Annotated in this window: 14 protein-coding genes; 4 read left to right on the top strand and 10 right to left on the bottom strand. The window is 71.4% G+C overall.

Annotation, left to right across the window (positions count from 1 at the left end; all coding sequences use genetic code 11):
* Positions 1–35 precede the first annotated feature (35 nt).
* Complete coding sequence (locus TR48_RS06380; protein ID WP_052442440.1) at positions 36–1,304, bottom strand: extracellular solute-binding protein; 1,269 nt, start codon at positions 1,302–1,304, stop codon at positions 36–38.
* A gap of 532 nt (positions 1,305–1,836) precedes the next feature.
* Between TR48_RS06380 and TR48_RS06375 the strand changes: the two genes are divergently transcribed.
* Positions 1,837–2,766: an ROK family protein gene (locus tag TR48_RS06375; RefSeq protein ID WP_042364920.1), complete on the top strand. Its 930-nt coding sequence runs from the start codon at positions 1,837–1,839 to the stop codon at positions 2,764–2,766.
* A complete protein-coding gene (gene nagA, locus TR48_RS06370) occupies positions 2,763–3,956 on the top strand; it encodes an N-acetylglucosamine-6-phosphate deacetylase (protein WP_042364919.1) in 1,194 nt (397 codons plus the stop codon). Before TR48_RS06375 ends, nagA begins: the two co-directional genes overlap by 4 nt.
* Positions 3,957–4,026: 70 nt before the next feature.
* Here nagA and TR48_RS06365 read toward each other — a convergent pair whose 3' ends face one another.
* Both TR48_RS06365 and TR48_RS06360 read right to left on the bottom strand, forming a co-directional pair.
* Entirely contained in the window at positions 4,027–4,956 is a 930-nt protein-coding gene (locus tag TR48_RS06365) for a carbohydrate-binding protein (RefSeq protein ID WP_052442439.1), read from the bottom strand.
* A 220-nt stretch (positions 4,957–5,176) separates the two neighbouring features.
* Entirely contained in the window at positions 5,177–7,015 is a 1,839-nt protein-coding gene (locus TR48_RS06360) for a GGDEF domain-containing protein (protein WP_042364918.1), read from the bottom strand.
* Between the two features lie 274 nt (positions 7,016–7,289).
* Here TR48_RS06360 and TR48_RS06355 point away from each other — a divergent pair, with 274 nt between their 5' ends.
* Positions 7,290–7,862, top strand: coding sequence for a flavin reductase family protein (locus tag TR48_RS06355; RefSeq protein WP_439654442.1), 573 nt, complete (start codon positions 7,290–7,292; stop codon positions 7,860–7,862).
* 152 nt (positions 7,863–8,014) lie between these two features.
* On the opposite strand, the gene arfB is transcribed toward TR48_RS06355, so the two are convergent.
* Positions 8,015–8,449, bottom strand: coding sequence for an alternative ribosome rescue aminoacyl-tRNA hydrolase ArfB (gene arfB, locus TR48_RS06350; RefSeq protein ID WP_042364917.1), 435 nt, complete (start codon positions 8,447–8,449; stop codon positions 8,015–8,017).
* Positions 8,450–8,502: 53 nt separating this feature from the next.
* Between arfB and TR48_RS06345 the strand changes: the two genes are divergently transcribed.
* Positions 8,503–8,988: a hypothetical protein gene (locus TR48_RS06345; protein WP_042365024.1), complete on the top strand. Its 486-nt coding sequence runs from the start codon at positions 8,503–8,505 to the stop codon at positions 8,986–8,988.
* Here TR48_RS06345 and TR48_RS06340 read toward each other — a convergent pair.
* The 6 genes from TR48_RS06340 to TR48_RS06315 all read right to left on the bottom strand — a co-directional run bounded on the left by TR48_RS06340 (position 8,945) and on the right by TR48_RS06315 (position 13,978).
* Positions 8,945–9,583, bottom strand: a complete 639-nt coding sequence (locus tag TR48_RS06340; protein ID WP_042364916.1) for a GNAT family N-acetyltransferase — start codon at positions 9,581–9,583, stop codon at positions 8,945–8,947. The two genes, TR48_RS06345 and TR48_RS06340, sit on opposite strands and share 44 nt — an antisense overlap.
* Positions 9,584–9,592: 9 nt before the next feature.
* Complete coding sequence (locus TR48_RS06335) at positions 9,593–10,411, bottom strand: hypothetical protein (protein WP_052442438.1); 819 nt, start codon at positions 10,409–10,411, stop codon at positions 9,593–9,595.
* 25 nt (positions 10,412–10,436) lie between these two features.
* Positions 10,437–10,943 carry a SigE family RNA polymerase sigma factor gene (locus tag TR48_RS06330; RefSeq protein ID WP_042364915.1) on the bottom strand — a complete coding sequence of 169 codons (507 nt, stop codon included), beginning with the start codon at positions 10,941–10,943 and terminating at the stop codon, positions 10,437–10,439.
* Between the two features lie 140 nt (positions 10,944–11,083).
* Positions 11,084–11,629 carry a DinB family protein gene (locus tag TR48_RS06325; protein WP_042364914.1) on the bottom strand — a complete coding sequence of 182 codons (546 nt, stop codon included), beginning with the start codon at positions 11,627–11,629 and terminating at the stop codon, positions 11,084–11,086.
* A 135-nt stretch (positions 11,630–11,764) separates the two neighbouring features.
* Positions 11,765–12,523, bottom strand: coding sequence for a bestrophin-like domain (locus TR48_RS06320; RefSeq protein ID WP_042364913.1), 759 nt, complete (start codon positions 12,521–12,523; stop codon positions 11,765–11,767).
* Between the two features lie 27 nt (positions 12,524–12,550).
* Positions 12,551–13,978, bottom strand: coding sequence for a family 2B encapsulin nanocompartment shell protein (locus TR48_RS06315; protein ID WP_042364912.1), 1,428 nt, complete (start codon positions 13,976–13,978; stop codon positions 12,551–12,553).
* Positions 13,979–14,302: the final 324 nt, after the last annotated feature.

Raw genomic sequence — 14,302 nt, 5'->3', positions numbered from 1 at the left:
CCCGCCGGCCGGCCGCCGGCAGTGCGGATTGCGGATTACTGGTTGCTGGTGGCGAAGTTCTGCAGGCTGTTCAGGACCTGGGACGCGTTGTCCGACGCGGCGGTGCCAAGGGTCTGCTTGAGCTTGGCCAGCACCGTGTTCCAGTTGGTGTTCGACGGGTAGACCACGGAGTTCGGGACGTTCTTCAGGAAGCCGGCCGCGACCGGGTCCTTGGCGGAGAGCGCCGCGGAGGCCGAGGTGGTGGCGGGCAGCAGGTCGTACTCCTGGTCGAACGTGATCTGGTTCTGGTCGGAGTAGACGAAGTCCAGGAACTGCTTGATCTGGTCCGCGTGGCCGCCCTGCTTGAAGCCGACGACGTCGTCGTGGACGCCCAGGGTCTGGGTGAGCGGAGCGCTCTTGCCCGGCATCGGGACCACGCCGTAGTCGGAGGTGGTCAGCTTGCCGTTCTTGACGATGTCCGGGATCAGCGCGCCGGAGCCGCCGACCATGCCGACCTGGCCGGCCGCGAAGGCGTCCCACATCTGCTGGCGGTTGGTGCTCGCCGGGCCGGGCTCGGTGTCGCCGGCCTTGACCAGGGCGTTCAGGAACTGGAAGGTCTGCACGTTGGCGGGCTGGTTGATCGCGTACTTGCCCGTGGAGTCGACATAACCGCCGCCGTTGCCAAGCATCCACAGGTAGGACTCGCCCTGGGCCTCCTCGGGGCCGAGCGGCAGGCCGTAGCCGATGTCGCCGCCGCCGAGCGCCTTGATCTTGGCGGCGTCGTTCTGGATGTCGGCCCAGGTCTGCGGCGGGTTTGCGATCTTGGCGGCCGTGAACAGCTTCTTGTTGTAGAACAGGCCGCGGGCGCTGGTGGTGAACGGGGCGCCGTAGGCGACGCCGTCGGTGCCGTCCTCCTGCTTGGCGAAGACCGGGATCAGGTTGCTGATCGTGCTGGACGACATGATGTCGGTCAGCTTGTACAGCAGGCCGTCGGCGGCGAACTGCTGCGGTGCGTCGCCCTCGAGGATGTCCGGGTACTGCTTGTCCTGGATCATCGTCGCGACCTGGGCCCAGTTGGTCCAGGCGATGGTCTGCACCTGCACGGTGATATTCGGGTGGGTCTTGTGGAAGGTGTCCGCGAGACCCTGCCAGTAGGCCTGGGTGCTGTTCGACGTGCCGGCGGTGCCGTAGTCGGCGGCCAGCAGCTTGATGGTGACGTTGCCGCCGGAGGACCCGGAGGAGGACGAGCTGCTGCTGCCGCACGCCGTCAGCGACATGAGTCCGGCGACACCGATGGCTGTGAGGGCGAGCACACGACGCTTCAAGAAAACCTACCGCCTTCGCAAAGTGTGGAGGACGGAGGAGGCGGTCGGCGGAGGTGGGGGCACCGCCGGCCGGCCGAGAGGACCTGCCGTCCCGGTGTGACGGTCAGTCTGGCCAGCTCCCGCTCAAGAGGTCTACACCATTTACCGAAAAGCTGGTCGTCGTTGCACCCTGCGCAACGACAAAACGGACACACAACTCCAAACTTCGCCGATCGATACGCATTGACGTCACGTCAGGTTTCCCTCAGTGACCGCAGGGCAACTTCTTCGAATTGTTTTCCCGAACCCTCTTGCCTAAACGAAACGGCCATCACCTGCACTTCTTGTTGGTCTAGACCACCAAGGTCCAGTCCATTGCATGTGCGCAGGTCAGAGCGTCGATCGACTTCGAACACTCTCCGTAATCAGAGGACGCAAATCGGGTACTCTGTGACATAGTGCGCCGTCAGCGGTACCGGGTCTGGCCATGGACCAGACCAATCTGCAAACTGGACTAGACCTCTGCCGCCCTAACGAGGGAGACTGCTGCGTCGTGAAGCACGTCATCGCTCTCGATGTCGGCGGGACCGGCATGAAGGCCGCGCTGGTCGCCCCCGACGGAACGCTCCTGTACGAGGACCGCCGCCCCACGGGGCGCGAGCACGGTCCCTCCGCCGTGGTCGCCGGGATCATGGACTTCGCCGCCGAACTGCGCGACGAGGGCCGCCGGCGTTTCGGGGAGACCGCACGGGCGGCCGGCGTCGTGGTGCCCGGCACCATCGACGAGGCCGAGGGCGTGGCCCTGTTCTCCGCCAACCTCGGCTGGCGCGACCTGCCCATGCGCAAGCTGCTCGGTGAGCGGCTCGGCGTCCCCGTCGCGCTCGGGCACGACGTGCGCACGGGGGCGCTGGCCGAGGGCAAGCTCGGCGCGGGACGCGGGGTCTCCCGCTTCCTGTTCGTCGCGCTCGGCACCGGCATCGCCGGCGGCATCGGCATCGACGGGCGGATCGAGGCCGGCTCCCACGGCAACGGCGGCGAGATCGGTCACGTCATGGTCCGCGCCGGCGGGCCCGCCTGCGGATGCGGGTCGCGCGGCTGCCTGGAGACCATCGCCTCCGCGTCCGCCGTCGGCCGCGCCTGGGCCGCCGCATGCGGCGAGCCCGACGCCACCGCCGCCGACTGCGCCCGCGCGGTCGCCGGGGACGACCCGCGCGCGGTCGCGGTGTGGACCGAGGCCGTCGCCGCGCTCGCCGACGGACTGGTCATGGCGCACACCCTGCTGGACACCGGCACCGTGATCATCGGCGGTGGCCTGGCCGAGGCCGGCGACACCCTCTTCGCACCCCTGCGCGCGGCGGTGACCGAACGCCTGTCGTTCCAGGTGCCACCCGCGCTCCTACAGGCGATGCTCAAAGACACCGCCGCATGCCTGGGCGCGGGACTCCTCGCCTGGGACCTGCTCTCACTGGAGGTGACCGCGTGAGCAACGCGGATCGCACTGTGCTGGCCGGGGCCAGGCTCGTCCTGCCCACCGGCGTCGTCGAGAACGGCAAGATCGCCGTGGAGAACGGCGTGATCACCGAGATCGCGGCACCGGTCAGCCCTCCGGACGGCGCGGCACCCGCTCTCGACCTCACCGGATTCACCGTGGTCCCCGGGTTCGTGGACATGCACGTCCACGGCGGCGGCGGGGAGTCCTACCACTCCGGCACCGCCGAGCAGGTCATCAAGGCGGCCCACACGCACCTCGCGCACGGCACCACCACGACCGTCGCCTCCACCGTCACCGGCGAGATCGACGACCTGTGCCGACAGGCTTCCCTGCTCAGCGAGTTGGTCGAGGACGGGGTGCTCGCGGGCATCCACTTCGAGGGCCCGTTCATCAGCACCAACCGCTGCGGCGCCCACGAGCCGGACCTGCTGCGCGACCCGGACCCGGCGATGGTCCGCAAGCTGGTGGACGCCGCGCGCGGCGCGGCGCGGATGGTCACGCTCGCCCCCGAGCTGGAGGGCGGCATCGAGTCGATCCGGCTGCTCGCCGAGCGCGGCGTCATCGCGGCTATCGGCCACACCGACGCGTCCTACGACAAGACCATGGCCGGCATCGAGGCAGGCGCGACGGTCGCCACGCACCTCTTCAACGCGATGCCGGGCCTGGCGCACCGGGCCCCCGGCCCGATCGCGGCCCTGCTGGAGGACGAGCGGGTCACCGTCGAGCTGATCGGCGACGGCGTGCACCTGCACCCGGCCGTGGTCGACCTCGCCTTCCGCGGCGCGGGCGCGGAGCGCGTCGCGCTGGTGACCGACGCGATGGACGCCGCCGGCTTCGGCGACGGGGACTACATGCTCGGCCCGATGGCGGTGCAGGTGCGCGACGGCGTCGCCCGCCTCGCCGAGGGCGGCTCGATCGCGGGCTCCACGCTGACGCTGGACGTCGCCTTCCGGCGCGCGGTGACGGTCAACGGCCTGCCGTTGGAGACCGTCAGTCGGATGCTCTCGCTCAACCCCGCACGGCGACTGGGCCTTTCGGACCGGATCGGCTCCCTGGAGGTCGGCAAGCGGGCGGACCTGGTGGTCCTGGACGCGCAGCTCGACGTGGTCGCCGTCATGCGCCGCGGCCGCTGGGCGGTCGGGGCGGACCAGCTCACAGAGCGTGTGCCGGTGGCCAACTGACGGCCCGTGAACACAAGTGGCCCGCGCTTCCGAGGGGGGAGCGCGGGCCGGATCGTCTGCGCTGACCGGGTCAGCCCCAGGGGTTGGCGCTCGAGGTGGTGATGGTCATCTGGTCGATGTCGACCGGCGGTTGACCGTCGACGCCCTGGATCGTGATGGTGACCGGGCCAGCCGGGAGGTCCGGCTGGTTGTAGGTGTGGAACCACGTCTGCGACGGGTCGGTGCCGCCGTAGTTCCTGAAGTCGGTCTGGCGGCTCTTCTGGCCGTTGACCAGCAGCAGGTCGCTGGAGTTGCCGCCCGGGTTGTTGTAGCGGATGTGCACGTAGTACTGACCCGCGGTCGGGATGTTGACCTTCCAGCCGATGCTCTGCTGCCCGTTGGTGATCGGCACCGACTTGCCGCCCGCCGACTTGGCCCCCGCCGGGGTGGTGACCGGGGCGGTGCCGTTGAGGATCATCGTCGACGCGTCGGTGACGCCGGGGAGCGTGGTCGCGGCCGAGGCTGAGGCTGATGAGCTGCCGGTGGGCGCCGTCGAAGCGGAGATACTGCCGCCGGAGCCCGCGTTGTTCTTGCCGCCGTTGCCGCCGTTGAACAGCGCCATGCCGATGCCGATCGCGACCGCGGCCACGACCGCCACCCCGCCGATCATCACACCACGCGAGGTGCCGCCGGAGCCGCCTCCCGAGCGCGCCGCGGCGCGACCGCCGCCGACCGGGGGCTGCCCCTGGTGCGGAACGCCGGAGTAGCCACCGCCCTGCGGCTGGCCGTAGCCCTGCTGCTGACCGTACGCGCCCTGTTGCTGACCGTAGCCCTGCTGGCCGCCGTAGCCGGACTGGCCGTACTGGACCCGGCCGACCTGTGTGGCCTGCTGGTACGAGGTACGCGGAACGCCGGGCATCGGCTGCGTGGGGGCAGCTCCGCCCTCCTCGCCGTTCTCTGCCCGGTAGAGGTACGCGAACGGGTCGTCGTCCTCGGGCACGCCGTTGTTCTCGGCTGTCATCGAGTCCTCTACCCCCGAGTCGTGATCCGTGGATATACGTGCATGGTCGGCTTCCGCGCCCGGAGTACCGCACCACAGGCACGCGTATCCACCGCAGACTACCCCGACTGGGTGACACGACGGTAAGGACGGAGCGGAGGAGGGCGCGGTTCCACTAGCGTGCGCAGGCTACCGGTCACTGCTGGGACGGCGCAGGCCGCCGGGCGGTTCCGGCCGGGAATCAACCCGCGCGGCGGTGGGAGCGGCCGCCGTTCGCGCGGGCGCGCTTCTCGACGTACATGAGCTCGTCGGCGGTGTGGAGCACCTCGTCGATGCTCATACCGCAACCCGCCCAGCCGATGCCTATGCTCACGCCGACCCGCAGGGTCCGGTTGTCCCAGCGGATCGGCGGGGCGATCGCGGTGCGGAGCCGGTCGGCGAGGTCCTTGGCGCGGGCGCGGTCGACGCCGTCGGCCAGGACGACGAACTCGTCGCCGCCCATGCGGGCCACCGTGTCGCCCTCGCGCACCGCGTTCTGCAGGCGCTGGGCGACCTCGATCAGCGTCGCGTCGCCCGCCGCGTGGCCGTGGCGGTCGTTGATGCCCTTGAAGCCGTTGAGGTCGCAGAAGAGCACCGCCAGCGCCCGCCCCGCCTGCGGTCCGTTGCCGCCCTCGTCCGGCGGGACGGCGTGGACGTGGTCGTAGCCGCCGTCGGCGACGGCCGGGTGTCCGTAGGCGTGGCCGCGGCCCGGGTCGACCGCCGGGCCCCCGCCCAGCGCCCCGGCCAGCCCGCCGGAACCGAGCCCGCCGTGGTCGGCGAACCCGCCGTGACCCTCCGGCCAGCTCTGCTCCGCCATCGCGCCGGGCACCTCGTAGCCGCCCGGCGCCTCGTAGCCGCCCGGCACCTCGTGCGGGTCGTACGGGTCGTAGGCGTCGTAGCCGCCGAAGCCGCCCAGGCCTCCGGGGCGCTGCGCGACGGCCGGGAGGGAGCCCGGGTGGTCGCACAGCCGCATCCGCAGCCGCGCCTTGAGCTCGGCGGCGTTGGGCAGGCCGGTCAGGGCGTCGTGGCTGGCCCGGTGGGCCAGCTGGAGCTCGTGCCGCTTGCGGTCCTCGATGTCCTCGACGTGGGTCAGCAGGTAGACCGCACCCTCGACCGCGTCGGAGATCACCGAGTTGCGCAGGTTCACCCAGAGCCAGCCGCCGTCGCGACGGGCGAGCCGGACCTCGGCGCGGCCGTTCTCGGTGGCGATGCCCCGCAGCCGGCCCGCGTCCTCCGGGTGGACCAGCTCGGCGAAGGACTGCCGGTGCAACGAGGATCTCGAACGGCCGAGCAGTCGGCACAGCGAGTCGTTCACGCGGGTCAGCTGCCCGCGGGACTCCCCGTGCAGTTCGGTGATGGCCATGCCGGTGGGCGCGAACTCGAAGGCCTGCCGGTAGCTCTCCTCGCTGGCGCCCAGCGCCTGCTGCTCGCGCTCCAGGCGGACCAGCGCGCGCTGCATCTCGGCGCGCAGCCGGGCGTTGCCGATGGCGATGCCGGCCTGCTGGGCGAACATCTCCAGCGCCTCGCGGGTCCACGGCCCCGGACGCCGCCCGTTGCGCGGGCGGTCCACGGAGAGCACGCCGAGGAGCTCGCCGCCGAAGCTGTACATCGGGGCGAGCAGCATGTCGTCCGGGTGCCAGGCGCCGGCCGGCACGAAGGCCTGGCCGCCGCCCCAGATCGGTATGTCCACCGGCCTGGCCCAGCCGCGGTCGTGCGGCACGAAGACCAGGCTCCCCCAGCCGTCGCCCGCGTTGAGCAGGCGGTTCCAGGACTCGCGCGAGCCGATCTGGCCGAGGAGGCTGTTGATGCCCTCGTCGGCCTCCCCCTCGACGCCGAGCTCCCACACGGCGGCCACGACCAGATCACCGTCGGGCCGGACCATGTTGACCACGGCGCTGTTGAAGCCGAGGCCGGTGACCGCCCCCTCGACCACGGCCTGCAACGTCCCGGCGAGGCTGCGGGCGGCGTTCAGGTCGGCGATGACGCGGTGGAGGGTACGCAGGGTCGCGAGACGGACGTAGGGCTCCGGCTCGGTTTCCATCGCCTTGCCTCCCTCCCTCGACGGCTGCGTCCGACGGTACTGCGGAATGCTGCGCGCAGATGGTCGGACTGCCAGACAAACTGAATCACAGGGTGCACATCAATAGACACTCTGGGTCAGCAAATCGATGCCACTTGTGACTCAACTCACACGTCTGACGTGTGTAATCCTTGATCGAACCGCAGTTCGCTCCGCTGCGCCTCCGCAACGTGAGCAATCAGACGCCCGTCCTAAGCCCAAGGTCCGATGCGAGCCGAGGGCGACCGCAGATAGCGTGCCCTACGTGTACGACGCCGCAGCCACCACCGCCACCTCCGTCCCCGCCGATGCGCTGGACGGCCCTGAGGCCTCCCCGGAGGAGTTCCGGGCCGCCCTGGGCCAGCTGGCCTCCGGCGTCGTCCTGGTGACCGCCCACGACCTCGAGGAGGGCCCGCGGGGGGAGGACGTCGGCATGACCGCGACGGCGTTCCTCTCGGTCTCACTCGACCCGCCGATGGTGCTGGTCTCCGTGCGCGAGGACTCCCGGATGGAGGAGGTCCTCTCCCGCGTGGACCGCTGGGCGGTGTCGATCCTCTCCGCCGACCAGCGCACGACCGCCGCGCGGTTCGCGATGAAGGGCCGCGTCAGCGACCGCCTGCTCTTCGCCGAGGTCCCCCACACCCGCGGCGCGGCCAGCGGCGCCCCGCTGGTCACCGGCGCGCTGGCCACCGTCGAGTGCCGCACGGTGGACCGCATACCCGCCGGCGACCACATCCTCGTCCTCGGCCACGTCCTCGAGGCCCGCGTCGGCGCGCCGACGGGCGGCCCCCTCATGTACTTCCGCGGCCAGTACCGGCACTTGGGCTAGCAGCGGCACCCACGTCCCGTGGCACCACCCCGGAAGTGCGAGGAACTGCGCGACAAGCCACCCTGGGGAGTCAGATCCCGAGCGAGCAGGGCCATCCTCCCGGGGTGGGTTCCTCGCACCCCCGGATGGTGCTACCTCGGGTCGTGCGACTCTCAGAAGTCGCGGACGGAGCCGCGGGTGCGCTTGCGCTCCGCGGTGCGGCGCTTGTTCTCGAGGCGGCGTTCCACCATGCCGCGGCTGGGCTTCGTCGCGCGGCGGGCGCGCGGGGGCGGGGCGACGGCCTCCGCCAGCAGGGCGGACATGCGGACCGCCGCCGCCTCCCGGTTGCGCCACTGGGAGCGGTGCTCCGAGGCGCGGACCACGACGGCGCCGTCGACGAGGCGGCCGGCCAGCCGCTCCAGCGCGCGCTCGCGCCAGACCGGGGGCAGCGCGGCGCTCGCGGCGAGCGGGTAGCGGAGCTCGACCTGGCTGTCGCTGGTGTTGACGTGCTGGCCCCCCGGTCCGGAGGACCGGGAGAAGCGCCACTGCAGCTCGGCGTCGGGTACGACGACGCCCCGGACGCTGACGGCCACAGGATTCACGGACATGGCTCACATGATCCCGCCGTCCGCCCGGAACGCGCGAGGGGTTTAATCGAGTGGTGATCGAGCTCGGCTACTCCCTGTCCCCCCGTTTCCCCGACCCGCCGCAGACGGACTACGCGACCGCGCCCGCCCGGGTGCTGCGGCACGACCTGTTCTGCGGGGACGTGTTCGTCGAGGGCGAGGACGGCCGTGACCTGTCCACCCGGTGGGGGTGGGTGCCGGTGCTGGACTTCGCCTGGGCGCTGTGCGACATCGTCGAGGAGCTGGACAAGGTGCTGCCGGGGCTGCGGACGCCCCGCGCCGAGCTGGACTTCACCGAGTCCACCGACCGCCTGCGCTTCTCCCGCCGCGGCGACTGGGTCGAGCTGCGCGCGGACTGGATCCGCGACGAACGCCCGCTGATCGTCGACCACGGGGTACTGCGCCGCGAGGCGCGGGACTTCCTGCAGGACCTGCTCGCCGACCTGGTCGACCTGCACGAGGAGCTGGACCACAACCTCACCTTCTGGGAGCTGAAGTCCCGCTTCCCGCGCGTGCCGTGAGGCCGTCCTCGGCCGTGGTGCGGCCCAGCACCACGAGGCGGGGCGTGGGCCGCGCCAGCTCCTCGAAGCCGAGCCGGTCGTAGAACGCGCGGGCCGCGTGGTTGGCGGCGCCCATGCCGAGTTGGACCCGCGGCACGGCGCGCTCGCGCAGGGCGGCGAGGAAGACGCGCATCAACTCCCGCCCGAAACCCTGCCCCTGGGCCTCGGGGAGCAGGTCGATGTGCAGGTGGGCGGGGTAGCCGTCGACGCCTGTGGCGAGCATCGCCTCGGGGTGGCGCAGCTCGTGGCCCCGCCCGTCCCGGTCGTCGGGGTAGCGGCCCGCGACGGCCGGGAGCCACTCCTCCAGGTATCGGGCGACGAACCGCCGGGTGTCGGCCGTCCCGAGGACGTAGCCGAGCGCCCGGCCCGCCTCGTCGGCCACGACGTACGCCAGTTCGGGCTCCTGCGCGAGGTACGGGCCGACGAAGATGTCCGGCAGGATCCGGGGGTCCGGGTACAGGGAGCTCGCGTCCGCACCGTTGTCCCCGGTGCGGACGCAGATCTCGTACAGGTCCTCCCGGTCCTCCGGGCGGTAGCGGCGGATGCTCAGCGGCATCCGCCCAGGCTAGCCGAGCTTGCTGTATGGCTTCGGCTTCGGCACCGCCGCCAGCAGCGGCTGCCACGCCTTGCTGGTGACGATGGCCCTCAGCTGCTCGGGGGAGAGCGGGGGCGTCGCGCGGGTGACGCCGCTGCCCTTCTCCGCCGCGGCGTTCCACTCGTCCATCTCGACATGGGAGCCGTCCGGCAGGTCCAGCACCGCGTGCCAGTCCTTGGTGCCGCTGCCGCGCGAGGGGTACTCGTAGCCCTGGTCGATCAGCAGCCGGCCGCCGCCGGGCAGCTGGTAGACGTGGCACACGTCGTTGGGGACGTACGCGGGGTCCCCGCAGGTGGGCAGCTGCGCGTCGCCCTTCGGGTAGCGGGCCAGCGCCAGCTCGATCGAGGAGGCCCCCTTGCCGTCGTCGTACACGAGCGAGGCCAGGGGCGCGGTCATCGGGTGGGTGCCGGAATCGGGGAGGACCCAGCGGCCGACCGCATCGGTGATCCTCCCGTCCTTCGGCAGCAGGCTCTCCAGGGTCGTGACCATCTGCTGGGCCCGGGTGTTGGCGCTCACCGGCGCGCCGGAGGCGGCGAGGGACATCGACGGCCGGGCCGCCGGGCCGACGGCCTCGCGGGGCTGCGCGGCGCCCGTCAGCGACGGCACCACTGCCGCGCCGACGGCCACGAGGGCGAGCGCCGCGGAGCCGCCCACGACGGCCGCGTTGCGGCGGCGACGGCGCCTGCGGCCGTCGGCGACACCGCCGTTGACGATCCGGGTCAGGTCGTGGGGGGTGAGCTCCTCCCCCGTGTCGCGCAGCGACTGCGCGAACCTGTCTTCAAAGGACATGGCTGCCACCATTTCTGCATTGACGTCATGAACGCGTGAGGTCCGGGAGGGAGTCGCCGAGGATCGAGCGGAGACGGCCGAGCGCACGTGAACTCTGCGTCCTCACCGCGCCGGCGGAGGACCGCAGGGCGCGGGCCGTCTCCTCGACGCTGCGGTCCTCCCAGTAGCGCAGCACCAGCACCGCCCGGTCGCGCGGACCGAGGCGGGCCAGCGCATCGAGCAGGGTCAGTCGCAGGGTGGCGTCCTCCTCGGTCGCCACCCCCTCCGGCAACGCACCGGTGGGCTGCTCCGCCGAACTGCGGCGGCGCCGATGGCTGAGGAAGACGCGGACCAGCACGGTGTGCGCGTACGCCGCCGGGTTGTCCGCGACGGACACGTGACGCCAGTGGACGTACATCCGCCCGAGCGTCTCCTGCACCAGATCCTCGGCGAGGTGCGGATCGCCCGTGGTGAGCAGGCTCGCCGACCGGTACAGCGCCCCCACCCGCGCGGTGGCGAAGTCCAGGTAGTCCTGCTCGTCCGCCGCCCTCATCCGTGCCCCTGCCTCCGCCGTGTCGGCTCCCGCCGCTTCCCTTACGCCCCTTCGACGCGATGAGCCGCGCCGGACGTTACAGGGCGTGCGGCAAACGAGAAGCCCCCGGCTTTCGCCGGGGGCTTCTCGTTGTCGACGGCTCAGTCGTTCGGGCGCAGCTGCTCCGGGCTGAGCAGCGAGAAGGCGGTGGCGCCGTCGGTCGCCTCGCGCAGGAAGTCGGCATGGCCGGCGTGGCGGCCGATCTCCTCGACCAGGTGGAGCAGGATCCAGCGGGCGGAGCGGCGCGCGCCCTTCGGGTTCCACGGCCGGTCCGGCAGCGGGACGGTGACGTCGAGGTCCGGCAGGGCCCCGACGATCTCGGCGGTCTCGGCGGCGACGTCGTCCCAGAACTTCAGCATGTCGGCGATCTCCTCGCCGTCGAGCAACCGGAAGGAGTCACTCCAGGAGCTCATCTCGCGTTCCACCAGCGGCTCGCGTCCGGCCAGGATCACCCGGGTCCAGTTGCTCTCGACCTCGGCCAGGTGCTTGACCAGGCCGCCGAGGCTGAGCTCACTGAAGGTCGGACGGGCCGTCAGCTGCTCGCGGGTGAGGCCGCCGACTGCGCGCCGGACGGCGGCGCGCTGCGCCTCGACGAAGTTCAGCAGGGCTTCGCGCTCGTCGGACTCGGCGTTGACGACGGTCGGCATGGGGACCACCTCGGTTCTCTCGGCTGGCTGGCTCTCGAACTTCCGTGGTCCCCACAGTAGATCCGAACTAGGACAGCAGCTGTCCTCTTTCTCCTCCTCCTTTCGACGTGGCGGCCAGCCGGCCTACGCCGCGGGTCAACGCGGCGGTGGCAGCCGGCTGAGGAACACTTCGAAGGCCGTCGGTTCGACCCTCGTGACGCCGGTGAACGGGAAGTCCATCTCCTTGATCAGCAGCAGCGAGACCACGACCAGGGCGGTGAGCGTCAGCACCATCAGGCCGTGGGCCAGCGTGTTGGACAGCCCGAAGAGATAGGTGAACGCGACGGTCAGCAGGCCCCCGGCGATCAGCGCGACCCACATGATGGTCGGCACCGAGTCGTCGACCTCGGTCAACCGGGCCCGTCGCTCCGAGGCCAGGTCCTCGACGTGGGACACGGCGTGCTCGTAGAGCACCTGCTGCCGTGCGTCGGTCGGGGTGAACCCGAAGATCTTCGAACGCATGTCGTAGACCAGCTGGGTGGCCTGCGGACTGCTCCGGTGCTTGGCCAGCAACGGCCATTCGGTGCCCTGGACGGTCGTCGCGTACTCCAGCGTGTCGTGCTCGACCTGCGACCCCACCGGGAGCGGCAGCTCCCGGGAGATCCAGTACACGCCGGCCAGGGCGTCGGCCTCCTTGAACGTGGTCTGCCGCGCGGAGTCCACGTTCTGCCAGACCGCGACGACCACGAAGGCCAGCAGTACCGCGTAGAGCACGCCGACGGCCGCGAAGATGAATCCCGCCACGTCGTTGTGCGACTCCCGCATCCGGTGCGGGACGAAGTGCTGCAGCAGCCAGAGCGCGATCGCGCAGACCAGCAGCGTTCCGAAGAGGATGAGCGCGTCGGTCCAGCTCACATGCCCCCCTTGGCTCCCCTTCCCCGCTCAGCCGCGCGGCCGGGCGACCTCGACGTTCTCCAGGACCCCGAGTGCGTCGGGGACGAGCACGGCGCACGAGTAGTAGGCGCTCACCAGGTACTGGATGACGGCCCGCTCGTTGATGCCCATGAACCGGACCGAGAGGCTGGGCTCGTACTCGTCCGGCAGGCCCGTCTGGTGCAGGCCGACGACGCCCTGCTCGTCCTCCCCGGTACGCATCACCAGGATCGAGCTGGTGTGCCCGCCGTTGATCGGGATCTTGTTGCAGGGGAAGATCGGCACGCCGCGCCAGGACGGGATCCGGTCGCCCGCGACGTCGACCGACTCCGGGTAGAGGCCGCGCCTGTTGCACTCGCGCCCGAAGGCCGCGATGGCCCGCGGGTGCGCCAGGAAGAACTTGTTGCCGCGACGCCGGGCCAGCAGCTCGTCCATGTCGTCCGGGGTGGGCGGGCCGCCGTGGGTCTGCAGGCGCTGGTCGTGGTCGGCGTTGTGCAGCAGGCCGAACTCGCGGTTGTTGATCATCTCGTGCTCCTGGCGTTCGCGCAGGGCCTCGATGGTCAGCTTGAGCTGCTGCTCGATCTGGTTCATCGGCTTGTTGTAGAGATCGGCCACGCGCGTGTGCACCTGCAGCACGGTCTGGGCGACGCTCAGGTCGTACTCGCGCGGGGCGAGTTCGTAGTCGACGAAGGTGCCGGGCAGCTCGGGCTCGCCGTCGTGGCCCGCCGCGAGCTCGATCGCCGCCTGGCCGTGCGAGTCCTGCGAGGCGGCGCCTGCGGCGGTGAACGCCTCGACCTGGGCCCGCAGTTCGGGCGAGCGCCCGAGCAGGTCCGCGAAGGCCTGCCGGGGCAGCGTCAGCAGCGTGCCGGCCGTCGCCGCCTTCACCGTGTACTCCCACAGCGCGTCGTCGCGCAGCAGCGCCTCGTCGCCGAAGTGGTCGCCGTTGGCGAGCACGCCGAGAACCGCCTGGCTGTCACCGAACTTGCCGGTGCCCACCTTGTTGACCTTGCCGTGCGCGATCACCATCACATGGCCGACGACCTCGCCGTACTCGGCGATGACCTCGCCCTGCTCGAAGTCCCGCTGGCCGAAGCGCGAGGCCAGCTCGCCCAGCAGCGCCTGATCCTCGAAGCCGCGCAGCAGCGGCAGTTCGACGAGGCTCGGCGGCACGATCCGCGTCTCCGCCCCCGTCTGCGCGAAGCTCAGCCGCCCGCGCCCGGTGGCGTAGCTCAGTCGGCGGTTCACCCGGTAGGTGCCGCCGGAGACCTCCACCCACGGCAGCATCCTGAGCAGCCACCGGGAGGTGATGCCCTGCATCTGCGGGGGTGTCTTGGTGGTGGTGGCGAGGTTCTTGGCCGCTGCGGTGTTGAGCGCGGACTGCGCGCCCTGCTCGGCGGCATTGTCTGACGTGGCGTCAATACCAGCGTCGACGGACATGTCTGGGGTCCTCCCCTGGGTGCGGATCAACACTTCCAGGGTGGGGGGTGGCGCGCGGGGGTGGTATTCCCCGAACGAGCGGGACTGACATGCCCACGAACGGGGTAGCCGCAGCTCACGTGTTCGGCACAGAACGGCCTTTGGGCCGCCGCGTACCTGAGGCGACCCCCGGCTGCGCGGAGGGGTGTCGACAGGCGGCTGCGGCCTGCGGCCGGGCTGGTCGTCCGGCAGCACCTCGCGGGCCGTCGCCCCCCGCCCAGAACGCGGGCTCTCAGCGGCGCGGCGCGCCGACCGCGGAGCCGTCGCACTCCGACACAACCGCGT

The organism is Streptacidiphilus neutrinimicus (assembly GCF_000787815.1).
Classification (GTDB): Bacteria; Actinomycetota; Actinomycetes; order Streptomycetales; family Streptomycetaceae; genus Streptacidiphilus; species Streptacidiphilus neutrinimicus.
This window is presented reverse-complemented; position numbering and strand designations above follow the sequence as displayed.